Origin of the sequence: Natronobacterium haloterrestre (genome assembly GCF_900112205.1) — an archaeon.
Lineage (GTDB): Archaea > Halobacteriota > Halobacteria > Halobacteriales > Natrialbaceae > Natronobacterium > Natronobacterium haloterrestre.
The window spans coordinates 369,116-384,310 of record NZ_FOKW01000001.1; the positions used below are offsets into that span (position 1 = coordinate 369,116).

Below are 15,195 nucleotides of genomic sequence, written 5' to 3' on the forward strand. Positions count from 1 at the left end.
CATCTCGAGGTAAAAGAGCCGTTTCAGCTAGCCGAGTGGGTTTTTAGGTGGGGTGTGACGGTCTAGGTACGATGACGGAGACGAATTCGACCCAGAACTCGGACTCGGGCACGGAACCGAACCGACGCCGCTTCCTCGCGGCTGCCGGCGTCGGCGCAGCGGCATCGATGGCCGGTTGCCTCGGGGACGCTCTCGGGTCGACGACGAACGCGAGTACCGGCGAATCCAGCGGCACGGAGGAAGACGATCGGACGATCACTGTCGGCGCGACGGGCGAAGTCGAGGCCGATCCCGACGAGGCAACCGTCGACGTCGGCGTCGAGGCGCGCGGCGAGTCCGCGGAGGCCGTCGCCGCGGAACTGGCGTCGGGGGCCGACGAACTGCGGGCGACGTTCGACGAACTCGGCATCCCTGACGACAACGTCGAGGAGCGCCGGTACCGGATTTCGCCGGTTCGCAGACGGGAGGACGACACGACGGAGATCCGCGGCGTCCACTCCTTCGAGGTGACGATCGACGACGTCGATCGGGTCGGCGACGTCATCGACGCCGTCGCCGAGGGCGGGGCCGACGACATCGGCCGCGTGAACTTCACGCTGGGGGACGAAACCCGCGCCGAACTCCGGAAGGACGCACTCGACGAGGCGCTTGCCAACGCCGACGAGGAGGCCGCCCACGTCGCCGACAACCGGGACGTCGAACTCGAGGGGACGACGTCCGTTGCGACCGACGACGTCCGCGTCAGGACGACCAGTTACGCCACCGGCTACGAGTCGGCGGCCGACGATGCGGGGGGCGCGCCGCGAACGGATATCGACGCCGATCCGGTCACCGTAACCGCCAGCGTCACCGTCGAGTACGCGTTCTCGGAGCGCTAGTCCGGCCGTTGGCGCCCGTACAGGTACGTTCCCGTAGTCGTGCCCTCTCGAGGCGGTGGAGACGGGAGGGCCGACTCCTCTCCCGCCCTTTTCGGCCGGCCTAAATCGATCTGTTTTTAAATTATTAGGCAAGCCTAAATCGTATGGCAGTACATCGAGCGATCGATTCGAGTCGACGGCGGTTCGTCACTGCGGGGGTAACGGTCGGGAGCGCAGCCCTGGCAGGCTGTCTCGGGGGTTCGTCCGACGGAACTGACGACGAAGCGAACGGGGAAACGGGGGGCGACCAGTCCCACGGGGCGGCGCTCGCTCCGGTCGGTGACGTGGAGTTCGATTCCGTCCCGGAAGACGCCTTCGTCGCTTTCCCACAGTACGCCGACATGGCCGTCGCGCTCGGCCACGGCGATGCGGTGAACGCGCTGTTCTCCACGGAAATGGCCGGCACGACGATGGACAAGTACTACCACCACCTCGAGGGGGTCTCGTTCGACTGGGAGGGGCTTCCCGACCCGCTCGAGGGCGGACTCACCAAGGAGATGCTCTACGACCTCGACAGCGACGTCCACTTCCTCGATCCGTCGTACCCGGTCAAACACGACGACGACTGGACCACGGACGACGTCGACGAAATCGCGTCGACGCTGGGGCCCTGGCTCGGCAACTTCCACAGCGGCGTCCACAGCGAGCCCGCACCGGCCTACGCCGACGGGTACGAGTATTACACCCTCTGGGAAGTCTTCGAGCGGGTCGCGGCGGTTTTCCGCGAACGCGAGCGGTTCGAGGCGCTCGAGGCCGTTCACGCCGACCTGCGGGACCGAATCGAGTCGGACCTGCCGCCGAAAAGCGAGCGCCCGACCGCGGCGCGGGTCACCCTCGGCGACGGCCAGTTCTTCACCTACCACCTCAACGCGCCCGGCTACTGGCAGGCCGACACCCGACCCCTCGCCGCCCGCGACGCGCTCGCGGACTACGACTGGTCGGGCGACTGGGGGACGGTCGACTACGAGACGATGCTCGAGGCCGACCCGGACGTCGTGCTTCACCTCTGGGGGATCACCTCCCGGTACTCGATCGAGGACGTCCGCGAGCGGCTCGCCGACCATCCCGTCGGGAGCGACCTCGAGGCGGTGCGAAACGATCGAGTCGTCGCCGGGGGGATGCGCTACCAGGGACCGATCATGAACCTCTTCCAGACCGAGATGACGGCCAAACAGCTCTATCCGGACCGGTTCGGCGAGTGGCCCGGTTACGAGCCAGGTCAGCCGTACCCCGACATCCCGAGCGACGAACAGCTGTTCGACCGCGAGCGGGTCGCAGCGATCGTCCGCGGGGAGGACTAGGATGGGCGAGAGCGACTGGAGGGAATTTCGTGCGAGTGGTGCTACTGAAACCGACGTCGCCACCGACGTCGACGTCGACGTCGCCATCGTCGGCGGCGGACCCGCCGGCTGCTCGGCGGGCGTCTTCACCGCCCGGTACGGACTCGAGACGACGATCTTCGACCGGGGTCCCTCGTCGCTGCGCCGCTGTGCCTCGCTCGAGAACTACCTCGGGTTCCCCTGCGGGATCGACGTCGAGACGTTCCTCGAACTCGCACAGGACCACGCCGAGCGGGCAGGCTGTCGGCTCCGGGAGGATCACGTCGAATCCGTCGTCGCACTCGAGGCCGGTGGAGACCGCGGCTTCCGGCTCGAACTCCAGGAGGCCGACCCCATCACGGCGCGGTTCGTCGTCGCCGCGACGAAGTACGACGGCGAGTACCTCCGTGGCCTCGACGACGAGACGGCGATGTTCGTCACGGAGGCGGACGGCGACGACGACCGCTTCGACCGTGACTACCCCGACGACGACGGCACCACCTCCGTCGACGGCCTCTACGTCGCCGGTCCGCTGGCCGGCTGTGGCGACCAGGCGATCGTCGCGGCCGGACACGGCGCGACAGCCGCTCGCACCCTGATCCGCGAACTTCGGGAAGAGGCCGGGCTCTGGGGCAAGTACGCCGGTCGCTACGACTGGCGTCGCCGGATGCAGAACCGCCGCGAGGAGTGGGCCGACCCCGAGCGGTGGGTCGAGGTCTTCGAGGAGCGCGTGCCCGAGAACCACGATGCGGCTCCCCTCCACCGGCTCGCGGAGACGTACGCCGAGGAGTACGACGGCACCTACCTCGAGGAAGCGGTCGCCACGCAGCGTGCCGAACGCGGGCAGCGTCGACTCGCCGCGGCGCTCGAGGACGAGATCGTTCTCGACGCGGTCGACGACGACGCGATCCTCGACCGAGCGGCTGCGCTCGCCGAGGACGGATCGTCGGGCGGCTAACCGCCCGACCGCGGAAACGAGAGGAAGGGCGTCTCGTACGGTTCACTGTACGTCGGATTCGGCACAACCGCCGCCCGGATCGCGGTCGCGCCGATAAATCGTTACAGCATCCGTCTCAATCGTCGGCGGGAACGGCCCGCTGTGCTCGCTCGTCGGCCATCGCGAGCACGTCGTCGAAGAAGTCGAGGGTGTCCTCCGGGCCGGGGTTGGCCTCGGGGTGGTACTGGCGGGTGATGATGTCGTGGTCGATCCCGTCCAGTCCCTCCGGCGTGTCGTCGTTGACGTTGATCTGGGTGACCTCGAGGTGGTCGCCCGGCTCGTCGACGGTGTAACCGTGGTTCTGCGTGGTCATCACGACCTGGCCGGACTCGAGGTCGAGGACGGGCTGGTTGACGCCGCGGTGGCCGAAGTCCATCTTCTCGGTGGTCCCGCCCAGGGCCTCGGCGACGATCTGCTGGCCGAGACAGATCCCGGCGACGGGCGTCTCGGCGACGAACTCCTGGACGAGATCGATCGCCGCCCCGTAGTTGGCCGGGTCGCCCGGTCCGTTCGAGATGAACAGGACGTCCGGATCGACGGCCTCGACGTCCGCGGGGGTCGCGTCGTAGGGGAGGACGTGTACCTCGGCGTCGCGGGCCAGAAGTGAGTCGACGATCGACCCCTTCGCGCCGCAGTCGACGAGGGCGACGGTTTCGCCGTCGTTGCCCTCGCCGCGGACGACCGGCTCGTCGACGCTGACCTGCGAGCCGATGTCGGTGTGTTCGCTCATCCCCTTGCACTGCTCGAGTTGCTCGAGGGCGTCTTTCTCGGTGACGTCGTCGCCGACGGCGATGCCGCATTTCATCGCACCCTCGTCGCGGATGTCCGTGACGACGTCGCGGGTGTCGAGGTGGTCGACCGCCGGAACGCCCTCCTCGGCGAGCCAGTCGGCGACGTCCTCGGTAAGTTCCTTCGCGAGCACCGCACGCGGATGGACGCGGTCGTCCTCGAACCGCTCTTCTCGGACGCCGTAGTTGCCGATCAGCGGGTACGAGAAGGTAAGCACCTGCTCCTCGTAGGAGGGGTCGGTCAGGCTCTCCTCGTATCCCGTATACGCCGTCGTGAAGACCAGTTCGCCGCGAGCGGTTCCCGGAGCGCGACCACGTCCCTCGATTACGTGGCCACCCTCCAGCGCAACGTAGGCTTCCGTCATTACGAACTACGTATCGAACCTACCATAATAAGTGTTGTCTTCGAAGCTCAGTTACGAAATTCGTAATCGGTAAGTATCCCGTCCGCATACGTACGGATCTCCATGGACGATCTGGACCGACAGATCCTCGACATTCTCCGGCGAGACGCCCGTACACCCTACACAGAGATCGCAGACGAGATCGGCACCAGCGAGGGGACCGTCCGCAACCGCGTCGAACGGATGATGGACGACGGGGTCATCGAACGATTCACCATCTCGACTCGCACCGGCAACGTCCAGGCGATGCTCGAGATCAGCGTTGCCGTCGACGTCGACACGAACGCCGTCTCCGAACGCATGGCCGAGTGGGAGGAGGTCGACCTCGTCTGGATGGTCTCCGGCGAACAGGATATCGTCCTGGTCGTCGACGCCGCGGACACTCGCGGTGTCAACGACCTCATCACCAAGGCTCGCGACCAGGAGGAGGTCGTCAGCACGAAAACGCGGCTGATCCTCGAGGAGCAACTCGGGTAGCAGGCAGCCGGGTCACCGCTCGGCCTCCTCGCCCGGCGGCGTCCCGACGCCCGGAGTCGGCCCCTCCATCGCCTCGAGCACCCCCTTCCGCCGGTGGATCGCCCGGTACCCGCGGCGCAGAAGGCGATCGAGCGCCGAGCGCGAGATGCGCGCGCTGACCTGCCCGTCGCGGATCGCGTCGACGAGCGCGGACGGCGTGAGCCGATCGGCATCGACGTCGACGTCGACGAGCGTGTACGCCCGGCCCACCTCGAAGGGATAATGTGCGTCGCTCCCGCCGACGAGCGGCAGCCCCCGTTCGGCCGCCAGTTCCTCGACGAGCGGCCGTGACCGGGGGTGTTTCCCGTTGACCTCGATCGCGTCGAAGGGGACGTCTTCGAGTTCGCGAACGGTGCTGTTCCGGTACGGGTGGGCCACGATGGCCGCACAGTCCCGTTCGTGGGCCAGGTCGACCGCCTCACCCGGCGTGAGCACTCCGGGTTCGGTCTCCGCAGGCGGGTCGGGACCGACGACGAGGACGTGTCCGCGATCGGTCGTGATCTCGATCCCGGGGAGGACGGCGACGTCAACGTTCGGCTCGAGCGGCGTGTAATAGTCGTGGTTCGTCGTCGCGACCCCGGAGAGGCCGCGACGCTTGGTCGCCTCGGCGAGGAGTCGAGCACCGAACGGGTCGAATCGGTCCCCGAGCCGGCGACGGCCGTGAAAGAAGCGCGTGTGTGCGTGGAGATCGACTGCGTACATGTACGGAGCATACGCCGGGGCACCCCTTTTGTCCACGCCCGGCACGTACTACGGTATGGAGTCGGAGGGCCGAACGGAGGACCGCGTCCTCGTGCTCAACCCGATCAGCGGGAGCGGCGATCACGTCGACGACGTCATCGACCTCGCGGCCGATCACGGGCTCGAGATCAGGCGAACCGAGGAGGCCGGCGACGCGAAACGATTCGCTCGCGAGGCAGCCGGAGAGGCCTCTCTCGTCGCCGCGGCCGGCGGCGACGGCACCATCAACGAGGTCGTCAACGGGGTCGCGTCGGCCGGCGAACTCGAGACGACGACGGTCGCGGCCGTCCCGGCGGGCACGGGGAACAACTTCGCGTCGAACGTCGGCATCGAGGGGATCGAACACGCGTTCGGGGTTCTGGAGGACGGACGACGGCGGAAGATCGATCTGGGCCTCGCGAACGAGCGGGCGTTCGTCAACTCCTGTGTCGGGGGCGTCACCGCCGAAGCCAGCAGCGAGACGTCCGCCGAGAGCAAGGCGGAACTCGGCGTCCTCGCCTACGTCAAGGAGACGCTCGACGCCGTCGGCTCGTTCGACTCGCTCCCGCTTCGGGTGAAGACGGCCGACGGACCCAGCGCCGAGCCGTCGCGAACGTGGGAGGGAGAAGCCCTGTTCGTTCTCGTGGGGAACTGCCGGCGGTTCACCGGCGCGCGAACCGCCCAGGCCGACGTCGAGGACGGCCGCTTCGAGGTGACGATCGTCGAGGACGCGTCGACGGTCGACCTGCTCGGTGACGCGGCGCTCGAGGGACTGTTCGATCGCGACGGTGATCGCATCGTTCGACGACGGACGTCGTCGCTGGCGATCGAGAGCCGCGAGGGGTCGGTCGAGTACAGCCTCGATGGGGAGATGTTAGAGACCGAGCGGTTGCGACTCGAGACGGAACCGGACACGCTCGAGATCGCGGTCGGGGACGAGTACGAGCCGAATCCGGACTCGAATACGGACTCGAACCCGAACGAGGGTGAACGAACGGACGACGGGCTGTGGCCGCTCGAGGGCTGACCCCGTCCCCTCCAGGGGCGAGCTACGGAGTGAGGCGATACTGGTTTTAGGACCCTCCGCAATTGTGCTGGTATGAGCACGCGGCAGGACGACCTGGATCTGGAGCACGAGAACGCCGAGCAAGACGTAATCGCGGTCGACGCCGACGACAACGCGCTCGAGCCCGTCAACCGGCTCGAGGCTCACACCGGCGACGGGGTCCGCCACCGCGCGTTCACGTCGCTCGTATTCGACGGCGACGGGAACATCCTGCTCGCCCAGCGAGCGCCGGGGAAACGACTCTGGGGAACCTACTGGGACGGAACCGTCGCCTCCCACCCGGTCCAGGGACAGAGCCAGGAGGAGGCCACCCGGGAGCGTCTCGAGGAGGAACTCGGGATCACGCCCGACCAGTACGACGACCTGCGCCTGACCGACCGATTCGAGTACAAACGCTACTTCGAGAACGCGGGGGTCGAACACGAGGTCTGTGCCGTCCTGAAGCTGACGCTGTCGGATCGGAGCCTCGATCCCAACGAGGAGGAGGTCGCGGGTCTGATGTGGGTCCCCTACGACCGCCTGCACGAAAACCCCGAGTGGTACCGACAGCTCCGGCTCTGTCCCTGGTTCGAGATCGCGATGCGACGGGACGTGGAGTGACGGGTCCGAAACTCCGGTGATCGCTCTCGAACTGGTATCCGACTTCGGCCCGTCGATCGCCGCCGGTCTCGAGTCGGTCTTCTCGATTCTACCGGGCTACCACCCGGCGCGTCGACGTCGGCAGCGACGTGCCCCGGAGCAAGGATTAACTGACGAGTAGTGGTATTCGACCGCGATGTCCGCCGCAGGCGGTCGACGGGGGTTGCTCACCCTCGGGCTTGGCGGCGTCACGATCGTCGCCCTCGGACTGGTTCTCCCCTGGGTCGGCCAGCCCCAGGTTCGCGTGTACGTCCTCGGGATGGAATCCGGGCTCGAGCGTCGCTTGGTGCGGCTACTCTCCCTGTGTGTGGTGCTCGGTGGGGCCGTGGCGACGACGAGTATCGTGCGGTTCGATCGGCCGGATATTGGCGCGGCGACGTTTGCTGCGCTGGGTGGTCTCACGCTTCTCGTCGTCGCGGTGACGGGTCCCCTGACCGGGCGGTGGCCCCCCGACGTCGGAGTCTACGTCACGCTCGTCGGTGGGCTGGTCCTCCTGACGCTCCCGGCGGTTTCGCTCGTCACAGCGTGAGCGAGCCGTCCTCGACTATCACGCCCCGCTTGCGCTCGAACCCGGTACGCCTTCGCTCGAGTCGCGATCGCTCCGGGACACACGTGACAGTCCTTCGATGAATGGTAACTAGTGACAAGCCTTATAATCCCCTCGTTCGTATCGATGAGCGAGGACCGATAGATACGGTCCGATTGACGAAATGAGCTCCCCTCCACAGGAAACCGAGACGCACGAAGTGACGCTCTCCAGAGAAGAACGCTGGGTCGTCCACTCCCTCCTCGCCGACCGCATCGACGAGGCCGTGGCGGACGACTCCGAGAGCCCGCCCGAGTGGGCACTCGAGGCGATCGAAGCCGTCGAGGCCGACGGCTCGGATGCCTTTACGGACCGTCAACTCCGGCGACTCCGGGACGATGTCGACGCCTATCTCGAGGACTCGGAGACGCCCCAGCGGGACGTCGAACACGGAGCAGCAGTACTCGAGCGCGTCGAGTCGGCGCTCGCTTCCTGACCGGCTCGTTCGGTTCGATTCGGTTCGGTTCACCCCTTCGTTTTCGCATCGCCGATCGGCTTCCGAACCGTCGACCGGTTTCACCGCCCGGCATCGACTCGAGCCCAGTGGGGCAGTCAGGGCCGGGTCGTCGCCCAGACGGCCGTCACCGCCAGGACGAGCGCCGGAGCCAGCGGCAGAATCAGCAGGGCGAACCGGTAGCTCTCGCTGCCCGGCGGGACCAGAATGATCGCCGCGGGCGCGACGACGAACGCGAACACTATCACGCCGACCAGGGTCCAGCCGCGCCAGTCGAACTCCCGGTCGGCCGCCGCGGGGTGAACGGTCTCGACGCCGTCGTCCGCGTCGTCGGCCTCGTCGCGGTGCTCGCCGTCCTCGTCGAACGCCGAAGGATCGTGGACGTAGCCGCCGTCGTCGCTCGAGCTCACGTCCGGATCTATCGAGCGCGACGGCAAAGCCCTCACGGTTCCGGTAGGTGGGCGCGTATCGATTCGCGTCGGGTTACAGTTCGCTGTCGGGTCGGACAACGACCTTCCCGAAGCCTTCGCGACCCTCGATGATCTCGTGGGCGCGTGCGACCTCGCTCATCGGGAGGACCTCGCGGACGGCGGGCTGGAAGGTGCCGTCCCAGACCAGTTCCATCACGTCGTCGACCTGGCCGGGGGTGCCCATCGTCGAACCGATGATCTGTAGCTGGTTCCAGAAAATGCGGGGGAGATCGGTCTCGGGGTTCGGCCCCGCGGTGCCGCCACAGGTGACGAGCCGTCCGTTCTTGGCGAGGCTCTTGATCGAGTCGCGCCACGTCCCCGCGCCGATGTAGTCGACGACGACGTCGACGCCGCGGCCCCCCGTCTCCGACCGGATCCACTCCGCGAAGTTGTGTTCCTCGTAATTGACGACGTGGTCCGCGCCGTGGTCGCGGGCGTACTGGAGTTTTTCGGTCGTACTGCCGGTCGCGTACACCTCCGCACCCGCGTAGTCGGCGATCTGGAGCGCCGCGTGGCCGACGCCGCCGCTGGCTCCGAGCACGAGGATCTTCTCGCCGGGCTCGAGTTCCGCGCGGTCGATGAGCATCCGCCAGGCCGTCTGGAAGACGAGCGAGGAGGCGCCGGCGGTGATCCAGTCGACGCCCTCGGGGACCGGGATCAGGTTGTCCTCGGGCACGGCGGCGTACTCGGAGTGGACGCCGGTGACGTGTTCGCCGAGCAGGTGGAAGTTGACACACAGCGTCGGATCGCCGTCGCGGCAGAACTCGCAGTCGCCGCAGTTGACGCCCGCCGAGACGGCGACGCGGTCGCCCTCCTCGAACCGGGTGACGTCGGGACCGGTCTCGACGACGACGCCCGCGGCGTCGCTGCCCGGCACGTGGGGCATCTCGAGGGAAAGGGTCGGCAGTCCGCGGCGGACCCACACGTCGAGGTGGTTGAGCGCGCCGGCTTTCACGTCGACGAGCACCTCGTCGCGTCCGACCTCCGGATCGGGGTACTCGCCGTATTCGATGACGTCCGTGCCGCCGTGCTCCGTGATCTTGACTGCCTGCATGTACACGGGTAGACGGAAACGTCCGGTTTAACGGTTGGGCAATATTCTCGGCAACCCTTCGAGTTTAGTCGGTTCGAACGGCTGGCCCCGGTCGGTTCGAAGGCCAGCCCTCGATAGTGGTGGACGTGTGCATATAACAAGATAACGTCGATCGGTGCTCGGTCGAGTCGGAGACCGGCGGCGCCGAGGTCCACGATTTTACACGCGGGCGCTCGAAGACAGGGTATGGACGAAGCCGACCGGAACGCGGCGTCGGACCGCGAGCCGAGCGCCGCCCCGGACGACAGCGACGATGAGTCCGCCGTCGTCACCGAAACCGACGCGACCGCGCCCGACGACCGAATCCCGGACCCCCCGCTCGGAACGGCCGTCGTCACGGTCGCCTCGAATCGGTCGCTGGCGACCGACGAGGCCGGCGAGGCGGTCGTCACGGCACTCGAGGACGCCGGACACGAACTCGTCACGCGCGAGCACGTTTCGCCGGAGCACGATCGGGTGCAGTCGATCGTGCTGCGGGTCATCGAACGCGACGACGTCGACGTGGTGGTCACGGCGGGCGCGACGAGCGTCGAACCGGACGACGTCGTCATCGAAGCGGTCGAGCCGCTGCTGGACAAGGAGTTGACGGCGTTCCGGGACCTGTTCACGTCGCTGGCCTACGAGGAGGTCGGCACTCGAGTCGTCGCGTCGCGAACGCTCGCGGGGGTTTCGGAGGGAAAACCGGTGTTCTGTCTCCCGGGCAACGCGGACGCGGCCCGGCTCGGCACCGAGTCGATCATCCTGCCGGAAGCGCGGAACCTCGTCGCGCTCGCGGCGCCGGCCGACGAGGACGGAGACGAGAGCGAGGGCGAAGATGAGGACGGGGACGAGGACGAGGACGAGGGCGAACGGGCGGCCGAAGACGAAACCGACGGAACGGCCGAAACCGACGACTCGAGTCGCTAACCGCGGTCCCGAAACACGGGGATAATCCCGCGGGAACGTGTACTGCCTCGCATGGACAAGGAGACGCTCCGCGAGCGCGTCTGGGACGACCTCGAGGATAGCGGCATCGCCCGGTTCCCGTTCCCGCCACACGGTCGGATTCCGAACTTCGCCGGGGCCGAAGAAGCGGCACAGCGGTTGGCCGACCAGCCCGACTGGGAAGCAGCGTCGACGATCAAGGCAAACCCCGACGCCCCCCAGCTTCCGGTCCGACGGGCGGCTCTGCGGGACGGCAAAACCGTCTACATGGCGGTGCCGCGGCTGGCCGACGAGCAGTGTTTCCTGGAACTCGATCCCGACGAACTCGAGGACTACGACGCGGCGACGACCGTCTCGGGGTCGTCGGAACACGGCACACAGGTCGGGCCGGAAGCCGTCGAACCGATAGACCTGATCGTCTCCGGGAGCGTCGCCGTTACCGAGGCCGGCGGCCGGATCGGCAAGGGCGAGGGGTACAGCGACCTCGAGTACGCGATCCTGCGGGAACTGGACCTGGTCGACGACGACACGACGGTCGCGACGACGGTTCACGAACGGCAGCTATTCGAGGACGCCGACGTCGACGTCGAGTTCGACGAACACGACGTACCGATGGATCTGGTGGTCACGCCGGAGCGTATCTGCCGTCCGGACGCCGGATCGACCCCCGTCGGGATCGACTGGAGTGTTCTCGGGGACGAACGGCTCGAGGAGATCCCCGTTCTGGAGCGGCTAGCGGAGGCCGAGTGAGACTCGTTCCAACGACGGCGGAACTCGGCTCTCGAGTGGACGTCGCTGGGAGAAGTGGGTCCGTTCCGAGGCGCAAATTGCGCCTCGGATGCCAGACCGCAAAGTGACGCAGGCCGGTGCAGTAGCCCGCGCCGAGACGGTGTGGCAATGGTGGGGGGAAGGGTGCTGTGGTGGGATTGCTGGAAGCCACGGGAACAGGCGTGGGTGCCTCGGTGGAGTTACCCGTCGACCTCCACTCGCTCCTAACGCCGGGGACTACTTTAACGGAGGCGACGGTATAAGACCCTTACACCGATTCTATCGGATTTAACTCGGATTTAATTCGGGATTTTCCGGCTCGAGAGGGGCGCTATCCGGAAAATGGATAACCTAAATAGTTTTAACTGTAAAACCGCGTTCGCCGGATTTCGGGTTCGATTCTCCGGGGTCATACGGTTTACCGTGCGTCAGTTCCGGCCCACCCGCCCGGATCGCAGGTGCGCCGGTACATCGGGACAGGGATCCGTCTCAGGCGAGTAGTTCTTCGGCGAGTACGGCGGGGTCGATCAACGCTGGATCGACCGCCAGATCGAGTTGGGCGGTGACGAACTCCGGAACCGTCCGGTCGGCGTAGACGACCGTCCGGAGGTCGTCGTTGAGATCGCAGACGATCGGGATCGTCGTCGCCTGATCGACGTCGGTCAGGACGTAGAGGTCGGCGTCGACGATGCCCGCCTCCTCGAGTTGGGGTCGGGAGACGACCCCCTCGAGTCGTCGGACTTCGACGCCTTCGTCCTCGAGGGCGGGGCCGATCTCGGCCTCGTCGGGGCCGGCGACGACCGCGCGCGTTCCGTTTGCGTCCGTCATTCGTACTCGATGGTCGCCGGCGGCTTGTGGGTCACGTCGTAGACGACCCGTGCCACGTTCTCGTTCTGTCCGGTGATGCGCGACTGGATGCGCTGGAGCGTATCCCAGTCGATCTCCTGGGCGCGGGCGGTCATCCCGTCCCGGGACTCCACCGAGCGCACCGAGACGACCCAGCCGTGGACGCGATTGTCACCCTTGACGCCCGTCGCCTTGCCGATCACGGCAGCGAGGGCCTGCCACGGTTCGTACTCCTCGAGTTCCTCCTCGACCACGTGACAGGCGTGGCGGGCGACCTCGAGTTTCTCTTCGGTGACCTCGCCGATCACCCGGACCGCGAGGCCGGGACCGGGGAACGGCATCCGCTCGGCGACGATTTCGTCCAGGCCGAGGTGGCGTGCGACCTCGCGGACCTCGTCCTTGTAGAGGTCGCGAACGGGTTCGACGATTCCCTCGAAGTCGACGACCTCGGGGAGGCCGCCGACGTTGTGGTGGGACTTGATTCCGCCCTCGCTCTCGATGCGATCGGGGTAGATCGTCCCCTGGACGAGGTAGTCGGCGTCCGCGTCCGTCGCTTCGCGCTCGAACTCGCGGATGAACTGCTCGCCGATGACCTCCCGTTTCTCCTCGGGGTCGGTGACGCCCGAGAGCGCCTCGAGGAACCGGTCTTTGGCGTCGACGATCCGCAGCGACTCCATGTAGTCGAACGTCTCGCGGATCTGGTCGGTCTCGCCTTTCCGCATCAGCCCGGTGTCGACGTAGACTGGCGTCAGTCGGTCGCCGATGGCCTCGTAGGCCAGGGCAGCGGCGACCGAGGAGTCGACGCCGCCCGAGAGGGCGATGACGGCGTTTGCGTCGCCGATTTCCGATTCGATCTCGTCGATTGCGTCGGGGACGAACGTCTCTGTGTCTACCATCAGTGGGTTACCTCCGTTTCGGTGTCAGCATCCGTGTCGCTGTCGGTCTCGGCCGAGGCTGCTTCGTCCTCGGACTGCTCGAGTGCGGCCTCGACGAGGCCGAGGAACGGCGGACTCGGCTGTCCCGGCCGTGACGTGTACTCGGGGTGGAACTGCGTCCCGAGGAAGTACGGGTGGGTCTCGAGTTCGAGGATCTCCATGCGGTTGCCGGCGGTGCCGGAGAAGACCAGCGGTTCGTCCTCGAACCGATCGAAGTACTCGGGGTTGACCTCGTAGCGGTGGCGGTGGCGCTCGCTACAGGAAGTGTCGCCGTAGAGGTCGTACGCCAGCGTCTCCGGCTCGATGACGGTCGTGTGCTCGCCGAGCCGCATCGTACCGCCCATGTCCTCGACCTCGTACTGTTCGGGCAGGATGTCGATGACCGGGTGGGGCGTATCCTCGTCCATCTCCGCCGAGTGGGCGCCCTCGAGGCCGAGCACGTTCCGAGCGTACTCGACGACGGCCATCTGGAAGCCGAGACAGAGTCCGAGGAACGGGACGTCGTTCTCGCGGGCGTACTGGACCGCGCGGATCTTCCCTTCGGAGCCGCGCATTCCGAAGCCGCCGGGGACGATGATCCCGTCGACCGCCTCGAGTTGATCGTCGTACTCGTCGGCCATCTCGTCGGCCGGGACCCAGTGGACGTCGACGTCGACGCCGACCTCGAAGCCGGCGTGTTTCAGCGACTCGTGGATCGACATGTACGCGTCCTCGAGGTCGTACTTGCCGACCAGCGCGACGTCGACGGTACCGGACTTCTCGGAGGTGACGATCTCGCGCCACTCGTTCGATCGCTCGCCCGCCGGGAGCGCCTCGTCGTCGAGCCCGAAGTGCTCGAGGACGTACTGGTCGAGTCCTTCTTCCTCGACCATCAGCGGGACGTGGTAGACGTCCTCGACGTCGGGGTTCGAGAACACCGCTTCCGTGGGGATGTCACAGAACAGGGCGATCTTCTCTTTGGTCTCGGGATCGAGTCGGTCCTCACAGCGGCCGACGATTACGTCGGGCTGGAGGCCGATCGACCGGACCTCCTTGACCGAGTGCTGGGTTGGCTTGGTCTTTTGCTCGCCGTTCTTCGAGTAGGGGACGAGCGTGACGTGGGCGAAGAGGACGTTCTCCTCGGGTTCCTCGTGGGCGAACTGGCGCAGCGCCTCGAGGTAGGGCATCCCCTCGATGTCGCCGACCGTCCCGCCGACCTCGACGATACAGACGTCGGTCCCCTCGGCGGCCTCCCGGATCCGCCGTTTGATGTCGTCCGTGATGTGGGGGATGATCTGGACCGTCTTCCCGAGGTAGTCGCCGGCCCGTTCCTTCTCGATGACGTGCTGGTAGGTCTTCCCCGTCGTGATGTTGTGGTCGGAGGTCATGTCGACGTCGAGGAACCGCTCGTAGTTCCCCAGGTCGAGGTCGACCTCGCCGCCGTCCTCCAGGACGTACACCTCCCCGTGCTGGTAGGGATTCATCGTCCCGGCGTCGACGTTCAGGTACGGATCGATCTTCACTGCGGTGACGTCGAACCCGGCGTTTTTCAGGAGACGGCCGGTGCTCGCGGCCGTGATCCCTTTGCCGAGCCCCGACATGACGCCGCCGGTGACGAAGATGAACTTGTTCCCCAGCGAGGGGTCGTAATGAGTGTCCGATTCCGTCGGCATACCGAGTGTGCGAGTGAGCAGTTGAAAACGATTTCGGGACCGTCGCGTCTCCGGTAGCGGCTGTCATTCCGGTTCGTGACACGTCCACACACCGAGTCGAT

17 protein-coding genes are annotated in these 15,195 nt (G+C 66.8%); 10 read left to right on the forward strand and 7 right to left on the reverse strand.

Annotated features, from left to right (window positions below):
- Positions 1–71 precede the first annotated feature (71 nt).
- The 3 genes from BM113_RS01785 to BM113_RS01795 all read left to right on the forward strand — a co-directional run bounded on the left by BM113_RS01785 (position 72) and on the right by BM113_RS01795 (position 3,194).
- Positions 72–878 carry an SIMPL domain-containing protein gene (locus tag BM113_RS01785; RefSeq protein ID WP_089784821.1) on the forward strand — a complete coding sequence of 269 codons (807 nt, stop codon included), beginning with the start codon at positions 72–74 and terminating at the stop codon, positions 876–878.
- A 143-nt stretch (positions 879–1,021) separates the two neighbouring features.
- Positions 1,022–2,218: an ABC transporter substrate-binding protein gene (locus BM113_RS01790; protein ID WP_089784823.1), complete on the forward strand. Its 1,197-nt coding sequence runs from the start codon at positions 1,022–1,024 to the stop codon at positions 2,216–2,218.
- Position 2,219: 1 nt separating this feature from the next.
- On the forward strand, positions 2,220–3,194 hold the full coding sequence (locus BM113_RS01795) for an FAD-dependent monooxygenase (RefSeq protein ID WP_089784825.1): 975 nt from the start codon (positions 2,220–2,222) through the stop codon (positions 3,192–3,194).
- Between the two features lie 115 nt (positions 3,195–3,309).
- Here the strand turns inward: BM113_RS01795 and carA are convergent, their stop codons facing one another.
- Positions 3,310–4,386, reverse strand: coding sequence for a glutamine-hydrolyzing carbamoyl-phosphate synthase small subunit (gene carA / locus BM113_RS01800; protein WP_089784826.1), 1,077 nt, complete (start codon positions 4,384–4,386; stop codon positions 3,310–3,312).
- Positions 4,387–4,488: 102 nt separating this feature from the next.
- On the opposite strand from carA, the gene BM113_RS01805 reads away from it, so the two are divergent.
- On the forward strand, positions 4,489–4,902 hold the full coding sequence (locus tag BM113_RS01805; protein ID WP_089784829.1) for an Lrp/AsnC family transcriptional regulator: 414 nt from the start codon (positions 4,489–4,491) through the stop codon (positions 4,900–4,902).
- Between the two features lie 12 nt (positions 4,903–4,914).
- Here the strand turns inward: BM113_RS01805 and BM113_RS01810 are convergent, their stop codons facing one another.
- A complete protein-coding gene (locus BM113_RS01810; RefSeq protein ID WP_089784831.1) occupies positions 4,915–5,643 on the reverse strand; it encodes a PHP-associated domain-containing protein in 729 nt (242 codons plus the stop codon).
- Positions 5,644–5,698: 55 nt separating this feature from the next.
- Between BM113_RS01810 and BM113_RS01815 the strand changes: the two genes are divergently transcribed.
- From BM113_RS01815 to BM113_RS01830, 4 genes are all read left to right on the forward strand, one after another.
- Positions 5,699–6,688: a diacylglycerol/lipid kinase family protein gene (locus BM113_RS01815; protein ID WP_089784832.1), complete on the forward strand. Its 990-nt coding sequence runs from the start codon at positions 5,699–5,701 to the stop codon at positions 6,686–6,688.
- Positions 6,689–6,760: 72 nt separating this feature from the next.
- Positions 6,761–7,327: an NUDIX hydrolase gene (locus BM113_RS01820; RefSeq protein WP_089784841.1), complete on the forward strand. Its 567-nt coding sequence runs from the start codon at positions 6,761–6,763 to the stop codon at positions 7,325–7,327.
- Between the two features lie 175 nt (positions 7,328–7,502).
- A complete protein-coding gene (locus BM113_RS01825; RefSeq protein ID WP_089784842.1) occupies positions 7,503–7,895 on the forward strand; it encodes a hypothetical protein in 393 nt (130 codons plus the stop codon).
- Between the two features lie 181 nt (positions 7,896–8,076).
- Positions 8,077–8,388 carry a DUF7853 family protein gene (locus BM113_RS01830; protein ID WP_007142368.1) on the forward strand — a complete coding sequence of 104 codons (312 nt, stop codon included), beginning with the start codon at positions 8,077–8,079 and terminating at the stop codon, positions 8,386–8,388.
- Between the two features lie 116 nt (positions 8,389–8,504).
- On the opposite strand, the gene BM113_RS01835 is transcribed toward BM113_RS01830, so the two are convergent.
- Together BM113_RS01835 and BM113_RS01840 are read right to left on the reverse strand one after the other, a co-directional pair.
- Positions 8,505–8,816 (reverse strand): DUF7977 family protein, encoded by a 312-nt coding sequence (locus BM113_RS01835; protein WP_089784844.1) that lies wholly within the window; start codon positions 8,814–8,816, stop codon positions 8,505–8,507.
- A gap of 73 nt (positions 8,817–8,889) precedes the next feature.
- Entirely contained in the window at positions 8,890–9,930 is a 1,041-nt protein-coding gene (locus BM113_RS01840; RefSeq protein WP_089784845.1) for a zinc-binding dehydrogenase, read from the reverse strand.
- Positions 9,931–10,155: 225 nt separating this feature from the next.
- Between BM113_RS01840 and BM113_RS01845 the strand changes: the two genes are divergently transcribed.
- Both BM113_RS01845 and BM113_RS01850 read left to right on the forward strand, forming a co-directional pair.
- A complete protein-coding gene (locus BM113_RS01845; protein ID WP_089784847.1) occupies positions 10,156–10,875 on the forward strand; it encodes a MogA/MoaB family molybdenum cofactor biosynthesis protein in 720 nt (239 codons plus the stop codon).
- 51 nt (positions 10,876–10,926) lie between these two features.
- A complete protein-coding gene (locus tag BM113_RS01850) occupies positions 10,927–11,643 on the forward strand; it encodes a 5-formyltetrahydrofolate cyclo-ligase (RefSeq protein ID WP_089784849.1) in 717 nt (238 codons plus the stop codon).
- 507 nt (positions 11,644–12,150) lie between these two features.
- Here the strand turns inward: BM113_RS01850 and BM113_RS01855 are convergent.
- Genes BM113_RS01855 through BM113_RS01865 form a run of 3 tightly spaced genes read right to left on the reverse strand, consistent with a single transcriptional unit; the run spans position 12,151 to position 15,094 of the window.
- A complete protein-coding gene (locus tag BM113_RS01855; protein WP_089784851.1) occupies positions 12,151–12,489 on the reverse strand; it encodes a DUF7126 family protein in 339 nt (112 codons plus the stop codon).
- Positions 12,486–13,403 (reverse strand): glutamine-hydrolyzing GMP synthase, encoded by a 918-nt coding sequence (guaA, locus tag BM113_RS01860; protein ID WP_089784853.1) that lies wholly within the window; start codon positions 13,401–13,403, stop codon positions 12,486–12,488. Before guaA ends, BM113_RS01855 begins: the two co-directional genes overlap by 4 nt.
- Positions 13,403–15,094: a CTP synthase gene (locus BM113_RS01865; RefSeq protein WP_089784855.1), complete on the reverse strand. Its 1,692-nt coding sequence runs from the start codon at positions 15,092–15,094 to the stop codon at positions 13,403–13,405. Before BM113_RS01865 ends, guaA begins: the two co-directional genes overlap by 1 nt.
- Positions 15,095–15,195: the final 101 nt, after the last annotated feature.

Excerpts from the sequence above, each read along its gene's own strand:
- BM113_RS01855 (WP_089784851.1), bottom strand. The coding sequence starts at position 12,489 with ATGACGGACGCAAACGGAACGCGCGCGGTCGTCGCCGGCCCCGACGAG.
- BM113_RS01795 (WP_089784825.1), top strand. The coding sequence starts at position 2,220 with ATGGGCGAGAGCGACTGGAGGGAATTTCGTGCGAGTGGTGCTACTGAA.
- BM113_RS01805 (WP_089784829.1), top strand. The coding sequence starts at position 4,489 with ATGGACGATCTGGACCGACAGATCCTCGACATTCTCCGGCGAGACGCC.
- BM113_RS01785 (WP_089784821.1), top strand. The coding sequence starts at position 72 with ATGACGGAGACGAATTCGACCCAGAACTCGGACTCGGGCACGGAACCG.
- BM113_RS01865 (WP_089784855.1), bottom strand. The coding sequence starts at position 15,094 with ATGCCGACGGAATCGGACACTCATTACGACCCCTCGCTGGGGAACAAG.
- BM113_RS01830 (WP_007142368.1), top strand. The coding sequence starts at position 8,077 with ATGAGCTCCCCTCCACAGGAAACCGAGACGCACGAAGTGACGCTCTCC.
- guaA (WP_089784853.1), bottom strand. The coding sequence starts at position 13,403 with ATGGTAGACACAGAGACGTTCGTCCCCGACGCAATCGACGAGATCGAA.
- BM113_RS01840 (WP_089784845.1), bottom strand. The coding sequence starts at position 9,930 with ATGCAGGCAGTCAAGATCACGGAGCACGGCGGCACGGACGTCATCGAA.
- BM113_RS01820 (WP_089784841.1), top strand. The coding sequence starts at position 6,761 with ATGAGCACGCGGCAGGACGACCTGGATCTGGAGCACGAGAACGCCGAG.
- BM113_RS01845 (WP_089784847.1), top strand. The coding sequence starts at position 10,156 with ATGGACGAAGCCGACCGGAACGCGGCGTCGGACCGCGAGCCGAGCGCC.
- carA (WP_089784826.1), bottom strand. The coding sequence starts at position 4,386 with ATGACGGAAGCCTACGTTGCGCTGGAGGGTGGCCACGTAATCGAGGGA.
- BM113_RS01790 (WP_089784823.1), top strand. The coding sequence starts at position 1,022 with ATGGCAGTACATCGAGCGATCGATTCGAGTCGACGGCGGTTCGTCACT.
- BM113_RS01810 (WP_089784831.1), bottom strand. The coding sequence starts at position 5,643 with ATGTACGCAGTCGATCTCCACGCACACACGCGCTTCTTTCACGGCCGT.
- BM113_RS01815 (WP_089784832.1), top strand. The coding sequence starts at position 5,699 with ATGGAGTCGGAGGGCCGAACGGAGGACCGCGTCCTCGTGCTCAACCCG.
- BM113_RS01850 (WP_089784849.1), top strand. The coding sequence starts at position 10,927 with ATGGACAAGGAGACGCTCCGCGAGCGCGTCTGGGACGACCTCGAGGAT.
- BM113_RS01825 (WP_089784842.1), top strand. The coding sequence starts at position 7,503 with ATGTCCGCCGCAGGCGGTCGACGGGGGTTGCTCACCCTCGGGCTTGGC.